This window comes from Paenibacillus sp. J22R67 (genome assembly GCF_059692175.1).
In genome coordinates this window covers 385,314-407,777 of record NZ_JCAUAX010000005.1, presented here as the reverse complement: position 1 = coordinate 407,777, position 22,464 = coordinate 385,314, and the positions used below count along the sequence as shown (strand labels likewise).

The window sequence follows — 22,464 nt, the reverse complement described above, 5'->3', positions numbered from 1 at the left end:
CATCTCCATCCTTAAACTCCTCAAACTATTACCCCTATCTTCCGCCTATATTTCGTTTTCATACATGCGAAAGTTTAAAAAGGTGGGCTCTGATTTGCTGGAGATGTGGGCGGATGATATGATTAGTGGATTAGTTCAACTTGTTATTTGTATAGGAGGCTACCGTGGACAAAATATCAATTCCTGATTTGTTTAAAAAACTAGAACAAGAAGAAGTCCTATTGCTTGATGTCCGCAGCAATGAAACCGCTTCTGAATATACACCAGAGCATAGCAACCTTCATCGCATCCACATTGAAAAAGGTGAAATTAACAATTGGTCAGAAAGTACCGCAGCTGAACTTCAACAAATAGCTGAAGGCAAAACGGTATACGTCACATGTTCAGGAGGAAACTCAGGAACGAATTGTGCCATTTTATTGCGCGAGAAGGGATTCGACGCAGTTACTGTTGATGGCGGTATCCGTGCTTGGCAAGCTGAGTTATCCAAACAAGAGGATGAAAAGGGACCCGGCTGGAATTTCGACAACAGCTACGCTCGTCTGCCTAGAATATTTTATCGCCGACTCAACCCGACTCCAGTTAGCTCACCGGAAATCGTTGTTTTTAACGATACACTGGCAGCTACATTAGGGTTAAATATCCAAGCGCTTCAAGGTACGGAAGGCGCGGCTATTTTCGCAGGCAACCAAATACCTGAAGGCGCTTCGCCTCTTGCTCAAGCTTATGCGGGGCATCAATTCGGGTATTTTAACATGTTAGGGGACGGTCGGACGAATCTGCTTGGTGAACATATTACGCCACAAGGCAGCCGCGTTGATATTCAGCTGAAGGGGGCTGGCAGTACGATATACTCCCGCGGCGGAGATGGTCGAGCGGCACTTGGACCTATGCTGCGTGAATATATCATAAGTGAAGCCATGAACGCACTAGGCATCCCTACAACACGCAGCTTAGCGGTTGTCACAACGGGAGATACTGTGTATCGCGAAACCGAGCAGCAAGGTGCGATAGTTACCCGGATAGCTGCTAGTCATATACGTGTAGGTACTTTTCAATTTGCTGCAAAATTCGGCACTCCTGAGGATCTCCAAGCCATGGCTGATTACACATGGCAGAGGCATTATCCAGAAGTTGAAGCGGATGAGAACCGGTACCTGTCTCTGCTTCTTGAAGTAATCAAACGTCAGGCTAATCTTATCGCCAAATGGCAGCTCGTTGGGTTTATTCATGGTGTGATGAACACAGACAACATGGCGCTAAGCGGTGAAACCATAGATTATGGTCCTTGCGCATTTATGGATGTGTATGACCCAGCAACGGTATTCAGTTCGATTGATTCGCAAGGCCGTTATGCCTATGGCAATCAGCCGCGCATTGCCGCTTGGAATCTCGCGAGATTTGCTGAAACCCTATTGCCTTTATTGAGTGAGAATGAGGAAGAAGCGATTAAAATAGCTGAACATGCGCTTGCAAGTTTTTCGGAATTGTATCATCGAAATTGGCTGTCTGGTATGAGAGCGAAATTGGGGATTTATAATGAAGAAGTGGAAGACGTAACGCTAATCGAAGACCTGCTCAATATGATGCAAAAATACGGGGAAGATTTCACAAATACGTTCCGTGCGTTAACGTTTGATAAACCGGAAGAGACTTTCCTATCCGGCACTTCGGAATTTGCTCTATGGTATGAGCAGTGGCAGGCAAGGTTAGCTAGACAGCAGGAGACAAAAGACTTGTCGCGCCAATTGATGCGCAGCAGCAATCCAGCAATCATTCCGCGTAATCATCGGGTAGAAGAAGCTTTAGAAGCAGCCGTGAAGCATGGAGATTATCGTGTGATGGAGCGACTTCTGCAGGTTCTTTCAAACCCATTCGCACACTCGGCAGAACAATCGGAATATTCCACACCGCCAGCGGGGGCTACGCGTCCTTATCGGACATATTGCGGAACCTAAGATCGAATAGTAGGAACAATGGGGATGTCACATGGATAATCAAATAACCATTCAAGCTTTGAAATATGGAAATCTCCTTCATTATGAATGGAACACGACTCTTTTGGAAAAGACGGATGCTCACATTTTTGTCTTAGGCCAAAGAGGAAGACAGTTACATCATTATACGAAGCAAAAGGTTTTTACGATGGAGACTTGGACGATTGAATTTTTTTCATTTGATTCATGGTTTACGGTAAGTGCAGATATCGTCAGTGGCGAGATCAAGCAATATTATTGCAATATTAACCAACCAGCCAAGATGGATGGTCATACGGTTTCTTTCGTTGATTTAGATCTGGATTATATCTGGATAAACTGCGAATGGATGGTTGTTGATGAAGATGAGTTTGAGAGCAATGCGATCAAATTCGCTTATCCAGACACGCTGATTCATCAAGCTCGTCAAGAATTAGAGGATTTGAAGGAACGGATTCGTAATAACCTGTTTCCTTTTGATGGCTCGCTCGCCAAGCATATAGCGTCCGTTCCGAGCGAATAGAGTAGAAAAGAGGCTTTCCCAAAGGTCGTGTTATGACCGTGGGAGAGCCTCTTTTTAAGTTTTTTCATCTATATCAGCTAATACTGGTAAATGGATTGCCACCTCGGAACTGTGAAGCTGAGTGGGTGGATGACTTAATGCGCACTAACCTCACTAATTTCAACTTGAGTTGGCATTACTTCTTTTGGTGAGCGTTTCTTTTGAATGAGCACAATAATGGCTATCAGCGATAATGCCATAAAAATAACAGATCCCGTGATGGATGCTGCAGAGGCGTGAGCGAGTACATATCGAGCTTGATCCTGCTGTGTTGCCCCTGCAAGTGGATGCGTAACGGCCTCGCGGCTAGCTGAACCAAACACGGTAATCAAGATGGCTAGCCCCAAGGAAGCGCCCGTTTGATGAGCGACATTCACTACGCCGGAAGCAGCACCTGCGTCGCTGCGTTCAACACCGGCGATTCCCGACGATGTGAGGGGGATAAAGACAACCCCAGCACCAATTCCTAAGATAACTAATGGAATCGCGATATTTGGAAAATAAGATGTATCTACGGTGATACGGCTTAACCAGATCATACCTATAAGAGCAAGGAAGACACCGCCGATCATCAATCTTGTGCTTCCAAAGCGAGACAATAAACTTGGAACAGCATAGACCATGCTGAACATTACGCCAGTCATCGGTAGAAAAGCAATACCTGCAACGAGGGCATTAAAGTTCGTTACGCCTTGCAAGAATTGCGTTAGAAAAAAGAACATAGCTGACATGCCGCCGACAAAGAGAAGACGCGCTAAATAGGCACCAGTGCGTTCACGGCTTGCAAATAAACGAAGCGGTGTAATCGGCTGTTCGGCTTTCTTTTCAATACGGATAAAGACCGCTAATAGAACGATCCCTACAAGGAAAGATGCGATAGTGCCATAATTACTCCAACCCTCAGAGGCTGCGCGAACGAAGCCGTAAACGAGGGAAGTCATCCCAACAGTTGAAGTAATGGCGCCTATGATGTCGAATCGACCATTTAGCCGCGGCGTTTCTTTTAAGTAGCGAGGAGCTAAGATAAGAAGTGCGATCCCAATAGGCACATTGATGAACATGCCTAATCGCCAAGAAATTAGGTCGGTTAGAATGCCGCCGAGAACAAGACCGACGCTCCCGCCAGCACCGGACACTGCGCTGTATAGGGAAATGGCGCGCGTCCGTTCTTTGCCTTCTGCGAAGCTAACCATGAGCAGCGCAAGTGTTGATGGTGCGGCAAAAGCAGCAGCGAAGCCTTGAATGGATCGAGCGATTAGCAAGCTCTCAGCGGAATTGGCGAAACCGGCGATTAACGAAGCCAGTGTGAATAAGGCGATGCCTGCCATGAAGACACGTCTGCGTCCCAGGAGATCTCCGGCTCTCGCCCCAAGCAGCAGAAGCCCGCCGAAGGTTAAGGAGTAAGCATTTTGCACCCAGGATAAGTCTGTTGCAGACAGGTGCAGGTTGCGTCCGATCTCAGGCAGCGAAGTGATGACAATCGAGCCGTCCAATATAATCATTAGTTGACAGGCAAGTATAATGGCCAGAACGATTGGTGAAGCACCTGATCGTCCGTTTAATGCGGTCGTGGATGAAGACATGTGTGTAATCTCCCTTTCATCTTTGGAGTGTTTGTTCCAACACATCATAAGTCCTGAGAAAGAAGAAGTCAACACATTTTTGGAGTGAACATTCCAAATAAATGAAAGGAACTGAGAAGTACCCGTCTTTTCGTTGCTTTATACGTGATAAATCCATGAAATTACAGAATATGCATTCCGAATACTTGACGATCCCAGTTGTAAATACTAAAGTTGAGTTAACGAGGTGTGTATAATGAGTAAACGAGAAGATATATTGAATGCTACGTTGGATTTAATAGATGAAGAAGGACTACAGGCCGTTACTTTTGCAAAAATTATGAAAAGAGCGAATGTAGGCTCGGGTACCGTTTTTAATTATTTCAGCAATAAGGAAGAACTAATCAATGAGCTGTATCGAGAATGTCGAATCCTTCTAGGGGATCACCTGATGATGGGTTACGATTCTGAGTTAAGCTTATATGAGCGGTTTAAATGCCTTCATACGAATAGGATTCGTTTCGCGGTGGAATTTCCTAAGCATTTCCGATTCATCGATGTGTATTCCTATTCGCCTTGCATTAAACCTGAACTACGCAAGTTGGAAGATGACAGCGTTTCTCGTGAAGCGATACTGGCTCTGATTAAAGAAGGGCAGAGAAACGGCATCATTCGGGAGTTGGATGTGAATTTTTGCAATTCCATCACGTATGGGATTGTTTCGGCCATTGTCAAAGGCTACTATGTGAAGAAATTTGATTTAACAGATATCAAAATTCAACAGACGATAGAAGCTTCTTGGAAAGCCATTCTAGTTTGAATTTGGAGTATATAATCCAATTATGCAGGGAATAATCACTTTCCACATCCGCGCACTGCGCGGTTTTCTTTTTTAAAGATGAATTTGATAAAGAGGCGGTAGAGGCATTTGGGAGGTTCGAATCTTTGGGATGCAGAGTGGGAGCTTTCTAAGGAATTAGCTCGAAAATTAATCAAGACCCAGTTCCCACAGCTAGCGGATTTAACGATCCAACAACTAGGCTACGGCTGGGATAATACCGTTTATCTCGTTGGAGATGAGATCGTTTTCCGCTTTCCAAGAAGAAAGGTTGCTATTGACTTACTACAAATGGAGGGCAAGATATTACCGCTGCTTGAGGCGTATATGCCGCTTCCATATTCCAAACCGCTATATGTCGGTGAAGCAAGCATGGAATATCCAGCACCTTTTCTTGGCTATCCTTATTTAGCAGGTAAGTTTCCAATTGGATTGACGGATGAACAACGTACCTTATCTGCACCCATTCTTGCACAATTTTTAAAAAGGCTTCATGCGTTTCCTTTAGATCTTGCAAATGAGAACGGAGTCCAACATGACCACAGAAATCTAACAGACATAGCGACGCGAAAAGAAAAAATGCTAAGCTTTTTATCTGATCTCAGCACTCATATCAAGGAAGAAGATCACCTGGCAATTGCCAATTATTTGGATCAGCTTAACATTGAGCCCGTTAAACCAAGACATATCTTTCTTCATGGTGATCTGCATTTTAAAAATATGTTAGTTAACGAGCAGGGTATCGTCTCTGGCATTATTGACTGGGGAGATATGAATATCGGTCACCCCGCCTGCGATTTGAATGTTGTTTATAGCTTTCTGCCACCTGATGCCCGCGCGAGTTTTTATGCTGAGTATGGGGATGTAGATGAAGAGACGAAGAGATTAGCTCGACTAATTGCCGTGTACATTCCTATGCTGATCTGGATGCAGGCTATTGACAACGAAGATGCTGCAGTTGCCGAAGAGGCAAGGACAATCATCACACGTGCGCTCGCGGACAGGTAGAGCTTTATCAAAGGAGAATAAAGAACAATGAGCCTTCAACTTACAACAGATATTTGTCGCATCTTTACTATCAAATACCCCATATTTCTAGCAGGAATGGCTGGGGTTCCAGGTACTGTGAATCTGGCCGCTGCTGTTTCCAATGCGGGTGGTCTTGGCACCATAGGGGCCGCTTATATGCAACCAGATGCGATACGAACGGCTATTCAGGAATTAAGGCAGCTGACAGATGCGCCCTTTGGTGTGAACCTTTTTGCCCTTCGAGTACCTGACAACAACGCGAGATTGCAAGTTGTTCAAAGCGAGCTTAATAAGGTACGCGGCCAACTTGGGATCACTGCGGCAACAGGGGAGAGCGTCAGTACGCCCGATTATTTCGAGGAACAACTCGCTGTATTGCTGGAAGAAAAGGTTCCAGTCATTAGCACGGCGTTCGGTGTTCTATCCGAGTCCCATATGCAAAAGGCAAAATTAGCTGGCTTACGGGTCGTGACGATGGTCACAACCGTGAAAGAAGCTATCATGGCTGAACAGGCTGGGTGCGATGCGATTGTTGCCCAAGGCAGTGAAGCAGGGGGACATCGCGGTACTTTTGACATTTCCAGCCATCCGAATGGGGCTAATATTGGCACTATCGCATTAGTACCACAAATCGTAGATCAAGTACAGATTCCTGTTATTGCGGCTGGAGGCATTATGGACGGGAGGGGTCTTGTTGCTGCTCTGGCCCTTGGGGCCCAAGGCGTTCAGATGGGAACCCGGTTTCTGACTGCTTATGAATCAGGTGCGAATGTGGCGTATAAGGAAGCACTGTTGAAAAGCACGGAGGAAAGCACAGTCATCACGAAGGCATTCTCGGGTCGCCCCGCGAGAGGCATTGTGAACACGTTCATTCGACAGTGGGACGAGAGTGGTGTTGAGCCGCTTCCATTTCCTACACAAAATACGATAACAAGAGATATACGAAATGCTTCAGCAGATCAGCGCAATGCGGAATATATGTCCTTATGGGCCGGGCAAGGGACAAGAATGCTTACGGACGGGGAGAAAGCTGGGAATCTCATAGCGGAGATCATCCAGCAGGCGAGTTCAATTCTCAAGTAAGCAAAGAAAAGAAGCAATCGGAGCGTCTATCAGCTGCCGATTGCTTCTTTTTTTATAGGGATGAACTTCCGAGCCGGTATTGTCCTGGCGTGGTGTTTTCAAATTTTTTAAACACTTTGAAAAAATGCCGCGGATTTTCATAACCGACAAGCTCAGCAATGGTATGGATCGGCCAATCAGGGTGATCCTGCATGAATTGCTTGGCTTTGGTAAGCCGGAATGTATGTAAATAGTGAAGGAAGGTAAGGTCCATCTCTTTGCGAAACAGCATGCTGATGTAATTCGGATGCATCTGTACATGATCGGCAACAACATCGAGAGATAGATCCAGTTTATAATTTTGTTCCACAAAGGAAACAATTTTGTCGATGGACTGAGGGTGAGGTTGTTGGTGCTCTGGGCGCCGCTCAAAGGGAAGGAGCTGCCCTGTGATTTTCGAATCATGTGAAGCCTCCAGCGTTGTCTCAATACCAATTCTAAGGTAGTGATCGTTCACAAGATTGATAAACAGTTCGCGAAGTTTGATATGACAGTGATCGCTGCCAGAAAAGTGAAGGTGCAGGGACTGCATGTCCTTTTCAATTTGTTCTAGAGTCTGAGCAATCGCTCGCTCGCTCTCTTGGACAAGAGTCACTTCACCGTCAATTGTTTCCGACTCTTTCCGATATACAGTCATGCTGCTGCCTGCGAAGTGTCGGTTGTATAACATTGAAGCCACTGCTTCGATGTATAGCTCCCGCAAGCTATCTACATCGCTCATCCTGCCGCTGCCACCAATAGGTAATCCGCTGCTTTGCGTATTTTTTGTATAAAACAGATCGCCTAAGGCAAGCTGAAGTTCGGAATCTGTTGGCACATGCAAACCGTTAATGATAAGCACGGCTTGCCGTAAAAAACGAGATTGAAAAGAATAAGCTTTGAAATTCATTTCGGATAGCAAGGTACACAGATGTGTAAGGCGTTCGGCCGACAACAGCGGCGTGCTCTCATAGGCTTGAAATACTAGAATTGTTGTAAACGGATCAGGAAGAAGGGTATGCAGTTGCTCTGGCTTAAGCGGCATTTCCTCAAATGGCGTATCATAAAGGATATGTTCTTTCAGCATCAGCAGGTCATGTTCTCTCATTTGACGTTGTTCCGACCGAATGGTGTGTTCAACTTTCTCAAGCACGCCTAGCAGTTCAACCTTATTAATTGGTTTTAATAAGTAATCCACAACTTGGTAGCGCAGCGCCTGCCTGGCATACGCAAAATCGTCATAGCCGGTAATGATAACGAAGCGGTTACTAAGATTTTGAGCTTGTATTTCCTTAATAAGGGCGAGCCCGTCCATCTCAGGCATATGAATATCCGTCAGGATCAAATCGGGCTGAAAGGATGCCAGCTTATGCAGTGCATCAATGCCATCGCCAGCTCCGACGATTTCGGTAAAAGAAGTATTCGCTTTCTGAATCATACGGATGATGCCATTCAATATGATAGGTTCGTCATCGACAACCATGAGCTTCATTGCGCTGCCCCCTTACCTAATTTGAGCAAACAAGTCGTTCCCTCGTTCAGCTTACTCGTTATCTGGGTACCCGAACCTTCGCCAAAGAACATTTTAACACGTTCATTGACATTCACGATGCCGAGACCGCCGCCGCCGCCGTTTTGCAAATGAGAAGCATCGATTTTACCATTTAAAACCCCTTGAATCCGATCCAGCCGATCCTCCGCAATACCTGCACCCGTGTCACTAACTGCTATGAACATGAACCTGGCATCTTCCCAAATACGAATGGAGAGAGTCACTTGTTTTCTTACGGTAGCAATCCCATGGACGATACTATTTTCAATAATTGGCTGTAAAATATAATGGGGACAGATGAAGTTATCGATAATAGCGTCTATCATGAAAGTTACTTGCAGGCGGTCTCCGAGCCTGATTTGTTGAATTTTGATATAGTCTTTCACATTTTCAACCTCATCTTTCAAGGTCGTTTCACTCTTCGATCCCGATAAACTGTAGCGGAATAGCTTGCCTAGCGTATAGGACATTTCAGCAGCTTCCGGGTCATCGTTTGCTTCAGCGATCATGCGTATGGATTCAAGCGTATTGTAAAGGAAATGAGGTTTGATTTGGGCTTGCATCATTTGATAAGCGGACTCTTTTCTCAGCATTTCGGAACGGTGCACCGTATTAACCAGCTCGTCCATTCGCCGGATCATGGCATTATAAGAGGAGGTCAGATGCCCGACTTCGTCTTTATTAATTTCTCCAATATAGAGTGGAAAATGGTTTTCATCGACTCGCCGCATATGCTTGGACAGTTTCAAAATCCGCTTCGTAATTGAGCTTGCAATCAAATAATACATACCGGAGAGTGTCAATAGTAGGATCGTTACGATCATCACGAGCACATATTTGTTCTTCTTAATCCCGCTAAACACATCGTCAACTTGCTCCATCATGACAAAATGCAGCTTCAAACTGTCAGCAAAAAAGGATTCGATCAGCATTTTATCCCCATTGACAGTTTGATAGAAGTACTTCGTTTTTGCTTGGAAAGCATCATCCAAAATCGCTTTTTCTGCATCCTTATTTAATGAGATTTTTTCAATGCGCGAGATGACTTGGTGATCCTGATCAAGCACATACAAATTGCTTTTGCTATTCAAATTTAAAGATTCAAACAATGGTTTAATTAACTTGGAGGTAACTTTAATATCGAGTAGACCGATGTCCTGCTCAAAATTCCGGTTCCCTATTTTGTGTACATAATGGAGGTTGATATTTGGATCGGATACGTTGTTTGATGTTACCCATTTCCCTACACCAAGCGGAAGCTTTTTGATGTTTTCTTCGAGCTTGAACTCGTCCATTTTGGCCATTTCCGGTCGGAAAATCATCCCGTTTTGCTGTTCCATATAGATGGTCATACCATCAATCATGCGATTGGATGACAGGATATAGGAAAATAAGGGGCGGATATAGGTCAAAAAGTTGGAAACTTGATCAAAATCGGTCCGATAATTCCCGCTTAAATAGGAGATTGTATTTGAATTATTTTGAAATAGTTGATAGGCTGACTCGATCTGCACGGTACTAATACTGATATTATTCAACACTTGATTCACGATTTTTTGTCTGCCTTGCGCGTACTCCTCTAGGAAGCTGTTATAGTTCTGATTATAAAGGAACAGTCCGAACGAGATGATCGGAATGAAAATAATCACGATGTAACCTATCGCCATTTTTTTAACGATAGACAAGTTCTGATAGTTGAAAGCAAGCTTCTTTGGAATGAGGCACACCACCTTATGAATGGACAGTTCATCTTAAAAATGATCCCTATAAATTTGTTCGACAGTCTATTATGATAGTCCTTGTAAGCGCTTAAAAATAGGGATAATTTAAATGCACCTTGGAGGGAGAGTTACCATGAGTATAGCATTTAGAATGGTGAAGAAAAATTGGCAGCTCTATCTGATTATCCTGCCGTCACTTCTATATTTACTTATTTTTAAATATGTACCGATGGCTGGCGTGCAAATTGCTTTCAAAAATTATGTGGTTACGAAAGGGATTTGGGGAAGCGATTGGATTGGCTTTAAACACTTCATTGATTTTTTCCGGCTGCCGATTTTCTGGCGAATTATTAAAAACACGGCTCTATTAAGCCTATATTCACTTGTTGTAGGTTTCCCAGCGCCTATCATTCTTGCCTTAGCTTTAAACGAGTTGAAAAATGGTGTGTTTAAGCGAGCCGTACAGCTAGTCACATTCGCACCTTATTTCATTTCCACCGTTATCATGGTGTCGATCATCATGCTTTTCCTTTCTCCGCAGCTTGGGTTCGTCCATCTCTTGGCAGATAAGTTCGGATTTCCAGCAGAAAATATTATGTCAAAGCCGGAATATTTCAAGACCGTCTATGTCCTATCTGACGTCTGGCAGTTTACGGGATATGCCTCGGTCATCTATATTGCAGCTCTTGCGGGGGTAGATCCACATTTATATGAGGCGGCCAAAGTGGACGGCGCGTCGCGCTTCCAGCGCATGATACATATTGATTTGCCGAGTCTTATGCCGACGGCTGTGATCTTGCTTATTTTGAATGCAGGGCAAATCATGAACGTAGGCTTTGAGAAAGTGTATCTGATGCAGAATGCCATCAACGTTGGGGCTTCCGAAGTTATTTCCACTTATGTGTACAAAATGGGCTTAGTCGGAGCGAACTTTAGTTTCTCCGCAGCGGTCGGACTATTTAATGCCGTCGTCAACTTGCTGCTGCTGATCGTAGTCAATTATGTGGCAAGGAAAAATTCCGAGACGAGTTTGTGGTAGGAGGCAGAATATGATGAATTCCGAGCAAGCCTTATCATTAAAATCACCAAAGTCAACGACCCGCATCGTTGAAAGCAGTATAGATCGCGTGTATCTGTTCTTCGTCTATCTGTTTTTGATCATTTGCTTAATCGTCGTAGCGTATCCCTTGATTTATATCATAAGCTCATCATTTAGCTCATCATCCGCTGTTATTTCTGGTAAAGTGTGGCTTCTTCCTGTTGAACCAACGCTTCGAGGCTATCAAGCCGTGTTTCAGAACCCGCAAATTTTGAAAGGGTACGGCAACTCTTTGTTCTATCTGGTCGTAGGGACGTTGATTAGCGTATCGTTAACGATTACTGCTGCTTATCCGCTTTCTCGCAAAAACTTTTATGGACGCAATGTGATTACGGCTTTATTTGTTTTCACTATGCTATTCAGCGGGGGATTAATACCTTATTATTTGACGGTAAAGGGGCTGGGGATGCTCGACACGAGATGGGCGATGATTATTCCTGGCGCAATTTCGGTCTGGCAAGTCATTCTTGCGAGGACGTTTTTCCAAACATCGATTCCGTCGGAGTTAACGGAGGCCGCACATTTGGACGGATGCAGCGACTTCAAATTTTTAACACGAATCGTTATCCCGTTATCTAAACCGATCATTGCCGTTCTAGTGCTCATGTATGCAATTGGCTACTGGAATTCTTATTTTGAAGCCTTAATCTTCTTGAAAACCGCTAACTTATATCCGCTGCAGCTTATTTTACGCAACATTCTAATCCTGAACTCGATTGATCCTACGATGATTAAAGACGTCAGGGAGCTTGCGGAGAGACAGGGTTTGAAGGAGCTGCTTAAATATTCACTAATTGTTGTCGCAAGTGCGCCTGTCCTCATTCTTTATCCTTTTGTGCAAAAGCATTTCGTGAAGGGTCTATTGATTGGTTCTCTTAAAGGCTGATTCTGAATGAAGAATGAGAGGCGGGATGCGAGGCAGCGGATAGCTCGGGTTTGCCCCCACTTTGATGGATTGGCGAAGACAAACAAGGAGGGTTTGAGAATGGGGATGAAAAGAACCAGTAGAACATGGAAATCGGTGGCTCTAATCGTATTCATTACTACGTTTGTAGTCGGCTGCACATCAGGCAGCGACGAGCCTAACAGCGCTACTCCGAATGGAGGAGGAAGTGCAGACGGGGGAAGTAACGTGAATGTAACGGGCTTTCCGATCGCCAAAAACAAAATTACCATGAGTGCTTTCGCGCCGCAATCGGCAAACATTGCTGATTTGAATACGAACTGGTTTACCAAATATTTGGAAGAGAAGACGAATGTTCATTTGAATTGGCAGCTTGTACCAGGCGAAACAGCAGCTTTGAAGGAGAAAAAACAGCTCCTGCTCGCAAGCGGCGACTATCCTGATATTTTCATGCAAGGGGATTTAACGAAGGAAGAACAACTGCTTTACGGTCAACAAGGCGTTCTGCTACCGCTTAATAAGATGATCGATCAATATGCTCCTAATATTAAAAAGGCATTCAAAGATATTTCTTATCTTGAAAAAGCAATTACTGCGCCGGATGGCAACATCTATGCGATTCCTTCGGTGAATGAATGCTATCACTGCCAATTTTCCGCCAAAATGTGGGTAAACTCGAAATGGCTGCAGAAGCTTGGGCTGAGTGCGCCGAAGACGACGGATGATTTCTACAATATGTTGAAAGCCTTTAAGGAAAAAGATCCGAACGGCAACGGCAAAGCCGATGAAATTGCGTTCACGGGTTCACCAACGGGGTGGCACACGGACATTGAAACCTTCGTCATGAACTCGTTCGTTTATTTCAATGCTGATAATAACTATTTCGTGCTAAATGGCGGCAAGCTGGGAACGTCCGTAGACCAACCAGGCTTCAAAAAAGGGCTGCAATATTTGAATAAATTGTATGCGGAAGGCTTGATCGACAAGGAAGCATTTACGCAGAAATCCGATGCGCTTTCACAAAAAGGGAATAGCCCTGACATAGCCATTGCAGGCGCAATACCAGCAGGTTGGTTCGGTGAGTTCACGGATGCATCGCCGGCCGCTACTCGTCACAAAGACTATGATCCAATTGCTCCGCTAACGGGACCAGATGGGGCCTCGTTCACCGCGCATTACATCGGTATCGGGAATTCCGTCTTTGCCATTACGAACAAAAATAAAAATCCAGAAGCAGCCATTCGTTTGGCGGATTATCTCTATTCGGATGAAGGAACGACATTGTCCAACTTTGGAGAGGAAAATCGCAACTGGGTGAAAGCCGAAGCAAATGATAAAAACACTCGCGGAACGGCTGCTAAGTTCAAGGTGAAAGAAACTTCATACGGAGTCGGCCAGGTACAGAACGACCATTGGAACCAAATGGGACCGAACCTTCGTTCAGCCGAATATCGTGAAACCTCGTATGCAGCGAGCCAGGACATCTATACGATGGATGGATTGGAAACACGTTTGTACAAAGCCACGAAGGAATTGTACGAAGGGCATCAGCCGAAGGAAGAGTTCCCGACCGACATTTTCTTGACGAATGACCAAGCGAATCAGGTGAAGCAATTAAAACCGATCATTACAGATTATGTGAAGCAATCCATGCTGCAGTTCATTATGGGTGCCAAAAGCATTGACAAGGATTGGGACGCATACGTGAAAGGCCTGAAAGATTCCGGTATGGATCAATTCATCCAGATTTATCAGGACGCATACGACAAGGTGTATAAAAAATAGTACGGGTCCCCTGAAACATAAAGAAAAAGGAGTTAAGCAGCCTATGCTTAACTCCTTTTTCTAGTTAATCTGTACCCCTTGAAATAATTTATGGTTCAACAATCGGTTTACATCCGAAAGTAATAGGGATACATGCCAATCCAGTGGCCCTGAAAACGTTCTTAAATGGTGGCGTTTTAATTGAAGAGAAGGATTACAAGCGCTGCCCAAACTAACGATTGCGTCATAGGAACCTTTTATTTCATATAATCCCAATGCCATTCCCTCCCCTGAGGTGATCTTAATATACTAGATGATGTACGGTTCTAATTTGATTTGACAATTAGATAGACAGGGCGACATGGAGGCGCACAAATTGTAACGTTATTTATAAAAATATATATTTGTTTCCGAAGAAAATAATGGTTTACAAATAGCACGTTTAGGCATATATTTAACTCAAAGTGTTTCCTTGGGCAAACTTTTTGTCCCATTGGAAACAAAATTTTTACCCAAAAAGTTTCCTTGATGCAAAAAAATTGTAAACAAGCAATATAAATAGGGGAGGATACAACGATGTTGCGTAACTCGGGTGATAAGATGTCAAGACGTAAGCTTTTAAAGATGGGAGGTGCTGGGGCTTTTGCCGTCATTGGCGCTGCTTTATTAAATCCATCCACTTTATTCGGAAAGTCGACATTAGTGGCAGATAAACATGACATTCATAAGGCTATGAAAGGGCAGCTGCACGATGGAATGAAGCATGGTTATGTGCCTAGTAATGACGCTACCGAAGGTTTTAAAGCCGCACAGAAAGCTCTTACTGCATTTGATTATGGCAAGGTAAGTACACTTCCTGATGGAAGAACACTGCGTGAGTATGAAATTACGGCGTATGAGAATGAAGTTCAGATCGCCAAAGGAATTAAGTTCCCAGGATGGACATTCAACGGGACAATTCCTGGACCGACCATTCGTTGTACCGAAGGAGATGTCCTTCGTATTCATTTCGGCAATGCAACGAGCCATCCGCACTCCATCCACTTTCATGGGATGCACCCAACGAATATGGATGGGCTAGAAGCCGTTAATGCGGGAGATAAGTTTACCTATGAATTTGAAGCTAAACCAGCCGGAATGCATGTGTATCACTGCCATGTTGCTCCTTTAGCCAGACACATTCATAAAGGACTATATGGGAATTTCATCATTGATCCCAAGAAACCAAGAGCTGCGGCCAAAGAATTGAACATGGTCATGAATGGATTTGATTTGGATCTCGATGGTGAGAACGAAATTTACACCGTAAATGGGTATGCCTTTGCTTATCAGCAAGAGCCAATTAAAGTTAAGGTTGGAGAACTCGTCCGTATTTACCTAAGTAATCTGACGGAATTTGATCTTATTAATTCTTTTCACCTTCATGCGAACTTTTTCAACTATTATGCAACAGGAGCGGATCCTGAAGCTCGTCCTCAATTTACGGATACGATTATGCAGTGCCAAGGTGAACGAGGTATTCTCGAAATCGTGTTTCCATCCGCTGGGAAATATATGTTTCATGCCCATCAAAGTGAATTTGCTGAGCTAGGCTGGATGGGTTTCTTCATAGCAGAATAAGAAAGGAGGTAGTCGTTCAATGAGTTACGCAGATCAAAAGGGAACCAAGGTGTCATCCATTAATTTAAAGGCTATTTTATGGGGAATTCTCCCGCTTATTTTGTTAATTGCAATTATCACTACGATTGCCAAAGTAGGTACGGGTATTGAGAATGAGCCTGCTGCGCCAATTGAAGTTTTGAACGTAGAGAAGATCACGCTGAGTGATGACGGCATTCAAGTGAAGGTTCTGAACTCTGGCCCTGAAGAAATAACGATTGCTCAAGTCGTTGTTGACGGAGCTTTCTGGAACGCAGAATTTTCACCAAGCGATTCTTTGAAACGATTCGAAAGAGGAACGATTCATATTCCATATCCGTGGGTTCAAGGGGATCCGCATGAAGTCAAACTCATCACGTCCAATGGCTTGATTTTCACAGGTGAGGTTGCAGCAGCAGCTGCGACGCCAACTCCTACAGGAAAGCTTTTTGCTCAATATGCATTAATTGGGTTTTATGTTGGGGTCATTCCTGTGGGGTTGGGCCTGTTATGGTATCCCTTCTTGCGCCGGTTTTCGATGAAAGGCATGCATGTCATTCTTTCCTTGACGATAGGACTCTTATTTTTCCTTGTCATTGATACTTTCGAGGAAGGTTTTGAAATGGCTGCAGCAGCTCCTGGTGTGTTCCAGGGATCTGGCCTAGTATGGTTTGGCGCACTTCTCAGCTGCCTATTCTTGATCGCTGTTGACCAGTCGAATAATCGCAAATTAAGCAGCAGAACGCTTGAGGGAAGCAGAGTATCGCGGAAAATCGCTACAGGTATCGGTTTGCATAATTTTGGCGAAGGCCTTGCAATTGGATCAGCTTTTGCTGTCGGGGAGGCAGCGTTAGGCACTTTCTTGATCATTGGTTTTACCCTTCATAATATTACAGAAGGCGTCGGGATCGCTGCACCACTTCTGAAGGATCGTCCTAATTTGAGAACCTTCGTTACGTTAGCCTTAATAGCAGGTGGTCCAGCCATCATCGGAACTTGGGCCGGTGGATTCATATTCAATGACACTTTAGCCGCATTATTCTTCGGTATCGGCGCTGGTGCTATTCTTCAAGTCATTTATGTTATATCCAAAATGATCTTGAAAGAATCTGAGAAGCGGAACTTGTCACCCGTTTCTTGGCTCAATTTTGGAGGATTAACAGCTGGAATTCTTATTATGTACATCACAGCTCTTATGGTAAAATTCTAATATAAGAAAGATAGAAGGTAGGTGCTTATTATGCTTTCAGGCATTGGTGTTTCAGGTGTTATCATTATTGCCGTAGTTGCATTATTGTTGTTCGGTCCAACGAAGCTTCCTCAACTAGGTCGTGCATTCGGCACGACGATCAAGGAATTTAGACAAGGAACGAAGGGGTTATTAGAAGAAGAAACCACCACAGAGAAGCAAAAAGGTGAGTGAGCAGATGGCCAATCCTTTAACAATGGGATTGGTCTTTTTTTAATGAGAAAGGTAAAATGATAGAAATACTGTATTGATAGTAAAGGACCGATGATCAGGATGAAGATTGAGTTTGAAGATAAGACAATTGAATTTCATGTTGTCTATGGAGTTAGAAAAAAGATATCGATTCAAATCGAAACAACAGGATACATCACAGTTAAAGCTCCTAACGATACAAGTCAGGAGACCATTATGAGTGTCGTAAAACAGCATGGGAAGCAGATCGTAGAGAAATTACAGCTTATAGAAAAAGCGAAACAGCCCATTCGAACAAAAGAGTATCAAGAGGAAGGTAAATTCCTTCATCTTGGGAAATATCATTTTCTCCATGAGTTAATTGAGACTGCCGGGCTAAGTGAAGAAGAATTGAAAGTGAATCTTAAGAAGTTCTATTTCTCAAGCTGCAAGAAAATCATAGCCGATCGCATCAAGATCTATCAAACACAATTAAAGGTAAAACCGAAGGTGATTGAAATTGAGGAGTCCAAGACCAAATGGGGAAGCTGCAGCTCGGACAAAAAACTAACCTTTAATTATCGCTTAGCCATGGCACCGCTTGAGGTAATTGATTATGTCATCATCCACGAGCTATGTCATCTCACTCATATGAATCATGACCGCTCCTTCTGGAGACGTGTAGGCAGCATTATGCCAGATTACAAGGAAAAGGAAGAGTTCTTGGCTAGGTATGGTCAAGCCATGACGCTTTAGGAATATTGCAATAGAAACTGTCGTCCGGACGAAATCGGCGTCAGTTTTTTTTGTTTTTATAAAAAGGGAAGATATTTGTAAAAAAGCTCGGGATATTGCAAATCTATCTGTTTGAAAATATGTTAAGTTAAAAACACGCAGCAAGACAGGGGAAGGAGGTCACACGGTGTGCGCCATTAGGCAACGAGGCTGCTGGCTTTGTTTCTTGTAATCACTCGGAACGTTAGCAGAATATCCACGGAGTAGAAACGAATATGAGAATAGGAGATTACCGATGAAAAAAGTAATTGGGATACTTATGGCTTTTATCTTATTTGCATGCACGATTAATATGCCTATGAATGCTCGTGCTGCTGATCCAATTTTGGATGGACATGGATTAATGGGGGATTTCTTTAAATGTGTGCCTAATCCTGATAATCGAACAGATATCACTGTATTCAAATTCGATGATAAACGTGGATCACGAGCTATTGGCAATCTGAATGGCGATTCATTTGGCAGTATTTTTAATCAGTTTTCTGGAACGCCTGATTATAATACGGCACGGTTTACAGGTACTATTGTTCCGACATACACAGAAGACTATACCTTCCATATGGTTGGCGATGATGGCTTTAGGCTGTGGATTAATGGTCAGTTGATCATTGACTTCTGGCAGCAAACTTGGGAAAAACCACAAGTTAGTACACCTATCTCTTTGGAGGCAGGTAAACACTACGATATCAAAGTTGAGTATTTACAAGGTTGGGGCGGCACTTGGCTCAAGATGGAATGGGAAAGTGCAAGTCAGCAAAGACAGATCGTTCCAGAATCAGCGCTTTACTTGCCAGCAGATCGTACGTTGGTAACGAAAAAAAGTGATTTAAACGCAGAAATTCAAAAATTAGATTATTTAGCAGACAATTTTGCAGATAAAGTAACAGAAAGCGATCGCAACAAACTCCAAGCATCTAAACAAACAGCTGCAGAGCTGCTTAGCACGATTGATGACGCGGAAATGACGGATAGAGATAAGGTTGAAGCCTTAATAAACGGAATTGAAAACGTATCCATTTCCCGTTCCGAGTTTATGAAAGCGATGGGTGTTACAAGTTCTTCCGTACATAACAAATTTAACAATCCACTCTATCAAGGTCAGGACCCATTTGTAACTTACAAAGACGGTTTCTATTACTTCGTTTCTTCTAGTAACCTGGACTCTGAGAATAAGGTGTATGTATCCAAATCCCGTACCTTGACAGACCAAGGGGAAAAGAAATTGGTTTTTGATTCACAAGGCACACAAACACGTATTTTCGCTCCAGAAATCTTCTTCTTTGATGGCAAATGGTATATTTATTACTGTGCCGATTTGAAAGCATATGATTACAAGCATATGGCGACTGTTTTGGAATCCGTTACGGATGATCCTCAAGGGGCTTATGTAGACAAAGGTGCTTTGTATGCCGGAGAAAATGGTGTCTATAAGCAAGCAAACGATTTTACGGTTTTTGAAAATAAAGGGAAGCTCTACGCCGTTTGGGGCACTTTAGGCTCTGGAGAACCAATCGGTCCGGCTATTGCTCCGATGGATAATCCTTACACAATTAGCGTAGATCGCTCCTTCTTGCCGGGCGGAGGCGGGGAAGGTCCCCGTGTCTTGCAACGTGATGGCAAAGTGTTCATCACAATGTCAGAGGGTGACTATGCATCAGACGGTTACCGTTTATCCTATTTTATGAATACGGATGGGGACTTCTTAAACCCGAATTCTTGGACGCGCAAGAATGATGTTTTCGTCTCTACAAGTGATGTATCAGGTCCAGCCCGAGCAGGATTTGTTCAATCGGTAGATGGTACGGAAGATTGGATGATTTATCATTCACGGGTGTATCAAGATACAGGACGTAACTGGTGGCGTCAGGTAAATATCAAGAAATTCGGTTGGCATGCAGATGGAACGCCTAATTTTGGCACACCTGTTGCACCAAACGTGTGGCAGGAACTGCCTTCAGGTGATTTAGGACAAGGGGATATGTACCAAGCGGAGGATGCACTGCTGGTAGGTGATATTACAAAAGAAAGCACCCATTTGAACTTTCAAGGAACAGGGTATATCAATTTGCCCAAAAAACCAGGTGCTGAAGCGAATTTTGTTGTTAATTCAGCAGAAGCCGGGGATTATATTGTTGGTGTAAGATATGCTTATGGGGAACAAGTGAATGGGGAATCTACTACGAATCCTACGGTCCAATTGCCGGCAAGAGCGAAAATCAACGTCTATGTCAACGGGGAACATGCAAAAACAATTGCTCCGGACAAAACAGCGATTAGCTGGGATGAATGGTTTACAGCTTCTGAACGTTTGACCTTGCAAGCAGGCAAAAATGTAATCAGCTACCGAATTGATGAAAGCAGTATCGGTAATGTCAATTTAGATTATTTAACGATGTATAAGGCTGACGTTCCTAATGTGACTGAGCCAACTGAACCAACGGAGTTAACAGGAACTCTCACAGGAGCAACTCAGAGCGCAGTAGGAAATAACTTCGATGTGAACTATGGACTGGCGCATGTATCGACAAATCCGTCAGATGCCATCTACGCTCAGGATTTAACGTTCAACTTTGACCCGGATACTTTCCTTTTTGTTAAGGCAGAATCACAGAAGGTTGGTCTAGAAGTAGTCAGTGTAAATAAGGATGTGCCTGGCAAAGTTCGTATTCTGTTGGCAAGCCTAGGCGCTGATCATTCCGTCTCAACGGATGGTGCACTGCTTAAATTAACGTGGAAAGCACTTAAACAGACAACTAGCGCAAGTATTCAGCTCTCTTCCGTGCAACTTGCCAACTCTGTGGGTGTGGAGAGTTCCTTGAACTCTGTCACGCATAACGTACAGGTCACTGGTGCCAATGAACTAAACAAAGAAGCTTTGAATGCGCTTATTGCAGAGTCACAGGCAACCTTGCAAGCAGCTGTTGAAGGTCATGCACCAGGGCAATACCCAACAGGTTCCAAAGCTATCTTGCAAACAGCGATTAATGCAGCCATTGCAGCAGCCGCAAACGCGGTAACGCAGGCAGAAATCGATCAAGCAACAAGTACGTTGAATCAAGCTTTGCATGCATTTACGAATTCCGTAAATACTAGCCCTTCAGGAGATGTTAATGGGGATGGCAAAGTATCTGTAGGTGATATCGCGATTGCAGCTGCGAGCTATGGCAAAACGATATCAAGCCCAGATTGGAATTTGGTCAAAAAATATGATCTTATCCATGATGACGTCATTGATATTCTAGATCTTGCGGTGATCGCAAGAGCCATGTTCGAGTAAAGGATCAGTAAGACCGTCAGGGATTCTTCTGACGGTCTCTTTTTTAGGTTTGACGGATCGGTATTGTCTTTCATGTGACGGCCCTTGCGGGATTCCGGCACAGGCTTTACTCAGGGGAACTACAGTCCTCTATATGGAGAAAAAAAGCTTTTTACGCTCTTAGCGGAACTACAAGCTCTTATCTGGCGCCATGGCGCTATTATTTGTAAGAAATTGGCAAAATAGCGAACCGTAGATCCCCTTATACGTGAGGATCGCTCCTTTTCATGGATATAGCGAACCGTAGTTCCCCTCCCAAACTTATAAAATTGATGTATACAAATACATCCTGAATGAAAGTATCGATTCAAGAGTTGAACCTATGTTAAAATAAGGAAATACGTCATTCAGAAAGGAAGACATGATGAAACGAATAGCGGAAGGTAGAACAGCAGAGATCTTTCAGCATAGTCATGAAAGCGTGATCAAACTTTACCGCAGTGGATTCCCAAAAGAAGCAATCACTTACGAATATGAGATAACGAAACAAATTGCTACGCTTGGCATTCCTGTGCCGCAAGTCAATGGGCTAGTGGAGATTGAGGAAAGGGTTGGCATTATTTTTGAATATATCGATGGCAAGCCGCTCCTACAGAAAATGGTAGAGAATCCTCTAGCGTTAGATGATTTTGCTGAAATGTTAGCCGACATGCATGTTATGCTTCATCGTTTTGAGAATCCTGCAAACGAGGGCGGCAAGCATTTTCGTCAACAAAAAGAAGTGTTGGCTTCTAACATTCACCAAGCTGCTCAACTTTCACCAGATGAAAGGGATGCGATTCTTCAATGTCTTGAGGAGCTGCTGACCGGTAACTGCGTCTGTCATGGCGATTTTCATCCGGATAATGTCATGGTCGGGGAGAAGAGATGGATCATTGATTGGACAGATGGCATGATTGGCAATCCTGCAGGTGATGTTGCTCGTACGTTACTTCTGCTCCGCTATGGTACTCTTCCAGATGCTGCTCCGGATCATGTGAAAGAGCAGCTTCAAGGAGTGCGAGAACGGATGGTGGATGTGTACGTAAAGCATTATCTGACTCATTCTAATCTAAGATTTGAAGAGATCGATCAATGGTTGTTGCCCATTGCTGCAGCTAGACTGACAGATTGGATTCCTGAAGAGGAGAAAGAGCAGTTGATGTCAGTGATAAGAGAACGTTTAAATCGAAAATAATGAAAACGAG

Annotated in this window: 18 protein-coding genes; 14 read left to right on the top strand and 4 right to left on the bottom strand. The window is 43.8% G+C overall.

The genetic code is table 11. The features are described from left to right. Positions 1-164 precede the first annotated feature (164 nt). A complete protein-coding gene (locus tag AC58VC_RS21755; protein ID WP_497371223.1) occupies positions 165-1,958 on the top strand; it encodes a protein adenylyltransferase SelO family protein in 1,794 nt (597 codons plus the stop codon). Between the two features lie 31 nt (positions 1,959-1,989). Continuing rightward, positions 1,990-2,499 carry a DUF402 domain-containing protein gene (locus AC58VC_RS21750; protein WP_497371221.1) on the top strand — a complete coding sequence of 170 codons (510 nt, stop codon included), beginning with the start codon at positions 1,990-1,992 and terminating at the stop codon, positions 2,497-2,499. A gap of 134 nt (positions 2,500-2,633) precedes the next feature. Here AC58VC_RS21750 and AC58VC_RS21745 read toward each other — a convergent pair whose 3' ends face one another. Beyond that, on the bottom strand, positions 2,634-4,121 hold the full coding sequence (locus tag AC58VC_RS21745; protein ID WP_497371219.1) for an MFS transporter: 1,488 nt from the start codon (positions 4,119-4,121) through the stop codon (positions 2,634-2,636). A gap of 235 nt (positions 4,122-4,356) precedes the next feature. Between AC58VC_RS21745 and AC58VC_RS21740 the strand changes: the two genes are divergently transcribed. The 3 genes from AC58VC_RS21740 to AC58VC_RS21730 all read left to right on the top strand — a co-directional run bounded on the left by AC58VC_RS21740 (position 4,357) and on the right by AC58VC_RS21730 (position 7,050). After that, positions 4,357-4,920, top strand: coding sequence for a TetR/AcrR family transcriptional regulator (locus AC58VC_RS21740; RefSeq protein ID WP_497371217.1), 564 nt, complete (start codon positions 4,357-4,359; stop codon positions 4,918-4,920). 108 nt (positions 4,921-5,028) lie between these two features. Next, complete coding sequence (locus AC58VC_RS21735; RefSeq protein ID WP_497371215.1) at positions 5,029-5,946, top strand: phosphotransferase; 918 nt, start codon at positions 5,029-5,031, stop codon at positions 5,944-5,946. Positions 5,947-5,973: 27 nt separating this feature from the next. Next, positions 5,974-7,050 carry an NAD(P)H-dependent flavin oxidoreductase gene (locus tag AC58VC_RS21730; protein WP_497371213.1) on the top strand — a complete coding sequence of 359 codons (1,077 nt, stop codon included), beginning with the start codon at positions 5,974-5,976 and terminating at the stop codon, positions 7,048-7,050. 52 nt (positions 7,051-7,102) lie between these two features. Here the strand turns inward: AC58VC_RS21730 and AC58VC_RS21725 are convergent, their stop codons facing one another. Further along, the gene (locus tag AC58VC_RS21725) at positions 7,103-8,560 is read right to left on the bottom strand and encodes a response regulator transcription factor (RefSeq protein WP_497371211.1); all 1,458 of its coding nucleotides are present in this window, start codon (positions 8,558-8,560) and stop codon (positions 7,103-7,105) included. After that, a complete protein-coding gene (locus AC58VC_RS21720) occupies positions 8,557-10,305 on the bottom strand; it encodes a sensor histidine kinase (protein WP_497371209.1) in 1,749 nt (582 codons plus the stop codon). The genes AC58VC_RS21725 and AC58VC_RS21720 overlap by 4 nt, the downstream gene beginning before the upstream one ends. Before the next feature lie 169 nt (positions 10,306-10,474). Here AC58VC_RS21720 and AC58VC_RS21715 point away from each other — a divergent pair, with 169 nt between their 5' ends. The 3 genes from AC58VC_RS21715 (at position 10,475) to AC58VC_RS21705 (ending at position 14,129) form a co-directional block, all read left to right on the top strand. After that, positions 10,475-11,380, top strand: a complete 906-nt coding sequence (locus AC58VC_RS21715) for an ABC transporter permease (RefSeq protein ID WP_497371207.1) — start codon at positions 10,475-10,477, stop codon at positions 11,378-11,380. Positions 11,381-11,393: 13 nt separating this feature from the next. Beyond that, positions 11,394-12,326, top strand: coding sequence for a carbohydrate ABC transporter permease (locus AC58VC_RS21710; protein ID WP_497371205.1), 933 nt, complete (start codon positions 11,394-11,396; stop codon positions 12,324-12,326). Between the two features lie 99 nt (positions 12,327-12,425). Next, a complete protein-coding gene (locus AC58VC_RS21705) occupies positions 12,426-14,129 on the top strand; it encodes an ABC transporter substrate-binding protein (RefSeq protein ID WP_497371203.1) in 1,704 nt (567 codons plus the stop codon). Between the two features lie 60 nt (positions 14,130-14,189). Here AC58VC_RS21705 and AC58VC_RS21700 read toward each other — a convergent pair whose 3' ends face one another. After that, positions 14,190-14,390, bottom strand: coding sequence for a DUF1796 family putative cysteine peptidase (locus tag AC58VC_RS21700; RefSeq protein WP_497371201.1), 201 nt, complete (start codon positions 14,388-14,390; stop codon positions 14,190-14,192). 294 nt (positions 14,391-14,684) lie between these two features. On the opposite strand from AC58VC_RS21700, the gene AC58VC_RS21695 reads away from it, so the two are divergent. The 6 genes from AC58VC_RS21695 to AC58VC_RS21670 all read left to right on the top strand — a co-directional run bounded on the left by AC58VC_RS21695 (position 14,685) and on the right by AC58VC_RS21670 (position 22,454). Continuing rightward, positions 14,685-15,728: a multicopper oxidase domain-containing protein gene (locus AC58VC_RS21695; RefSeq protein WP_497371199.1), complete on the top strand. Its 1,044-nt coding sequence runs from the start codon at positions 14,685-14,687 to the stop codon at positions 15,726-15,728. Between the two features lie 19 nt (positions 15,729-15,747). Continuing rightward, positions 15,748-16,956 carry a ZIP family metal transporter gene (locus AC58VC_RS21690; RefSeq protein ID WP_497371197.1) on the top strand — a complete coding sequence of 403 codons (1,209 nt, stop codon included), beginning with the start codon at positions 15,748-15,750 and terminating at the stop codon, positions 16,954-16,956. A 30-nt stretch (positions 16,957-16,986) separates the two neighbouring features. Next, complete coding sequence (locus AC58VC_RS21685; protein ID WP_497371195.1) at positions 16,987-17,169, top strand: twin-arginine translocase TatA/TatE family subunit; 183 nt, start codon at positions 16,987-16,989, stop codon at positions 17,167-17,169. 99 nt (positions 17,170-17,268) lie between these two features. Continuing rightward, positions 17,269-17,922 carry a M48 family metallopeptidase gene (locus AC58VC_RS21680; protein WP_497371193.1) on the top strand — a complete coding sequence of 218 codons (654 nt, stop codon included), beginning with the start codon at positions 17,269-17,271 and terminating at the stop codon, positions 17,920-17,922. A 274-nt stretch (positions 17,923-18,196) separates the two neighbouring features. Then, positions 18,197-21,238: a family 43 glycosylhydrolase gene (locus tag AC58VC_RS21675; protein WP_497371191.1), complete on the top strand. Its 3,042-nt coding sequence runs from the start codon at positions 18,197-18,199 to the stop codon at positions 21,236-21,238. A gap of 403 nt (positions 21,239-21,641) precedes the next feature. Next, the gene (locus AC58VC_RS21670) at positions 21,642-22,454 is read left to right on the top strand and encodes an aminoglycoside phosphotransferase family protein (protein ID WP_497371189.1); all 813 of its coding nucleotides are present in this window, start codon (positions 21,642-21,644) and stop codon (positions 22,452-22,454) included. The last annotated feature ends 10 nt before the right edge of the window (positions 22,455-22,464 follow it).

Bases quoted from the DNA above. Each gene is read 5' to 3' on its own strand.
- AC58VC_RS21750 (WP_497371221.1), top strand. From the start codon at position 1,990: ATGGATAATCAAATAACCATTCAAGCTTTGAAATATGGAAATCTCCTT.
- AC58VC_RS21745 (WP_497371219.1), bottom strand. From the start codon at position 4,121: ATGTCTTCATCCACGACCGCATTAAACGGACGATCAGGTGCTTCACCA.
- AC58VC_RS21740 (WP_497371217.1), top strand. From the start codon at position 4,357: ATGAGTAAACGAGAAGATATATTGAATGCTACGTTGGATTTAATAGAT.
- AC58VC_RS21730 (WP_497371213.1), top strand. From the start codon at position 5,974: ATGAGCCTTCAACTTACAACAGATATTTGTCGCATCTTTACTATCAAA.
- AC58VC_RS21725 (WP_497371211.1), bottom strand. From the start codon at position 8,560: ATGAAGCTCATGGTTGTCGATGACGAACCTATCATATTGAATGGCATC.
- AC58VC_RS21715 (WP_497371207.1), top strand. From the start codon at position 10,475: ATGAGTATAGCATTTAGAATGGTGAAGAAAAATTGGCAGCTCTATCTG.
- AC58VC_RS21710 (WP_497371205.1), top strand. From the start codon at position 11,394: ATGAATTCCGAGCAAGCCTTATCATTAAAATCACCAAAGTCAACGACC.
- AC58VC_RS21705 (WP_497371203.1), top strand. From the start codon at position 12,426: ATGGGGATGAAAAGAACCAGTAGAACATGGAAATCGGTGGCTCTAATC.
- AC58VC_RS21700 (WP_497371201.1), bottom strand. From the start codon at position 14,390: ATGGCATTGGGATTATATGAAATAAAAGGTTCCTATGACGCAATCGTT.
- AC58VC_RS21695 (WP_497371199.1), top strand. From the start codon at position 14,685: ATGTTGCGTAACTCGGGTGATAAGATGTCAAGACGTAAGCTTTTAAAG.
- AC58VC_RS21690 (WP_497371197.1), top strand. From the start codon at position 15,748: ATGAGTTACGCAGATCAAAAGGGAACCAAGGTGTCATCCATTAATTTA.
- AC58VC_RS21685 (WP_497371195.1), top strand. From the start codon at position 16,987: ATGCTTTCAGGCATTGGTGTTTCAGGTGTTATCATTATTGCCGTAGTT.
- AC58VC_RS21680 (WP_497371193.1), top strand. From the start codon at position 17,269: ATGAAGATTGAGTTTGAAGATAAGACAATTGAATTTCATGTTGTCTAT.
- AC58VC_RS21675 (WP_497371191.1), top strand. From the start codon at position 18,197: ATGAAAAAAGTAATTGGGATACTTATGGCTTTTATCTTATTTGCATGC.
- AC58VC_RS21670 (WP_497371189.1), top strand. From the start codon at position 21,642: ATGAAACGAATAGCGGAAGGTAGAACAGCAGAGATCTTTCAGCATAGT.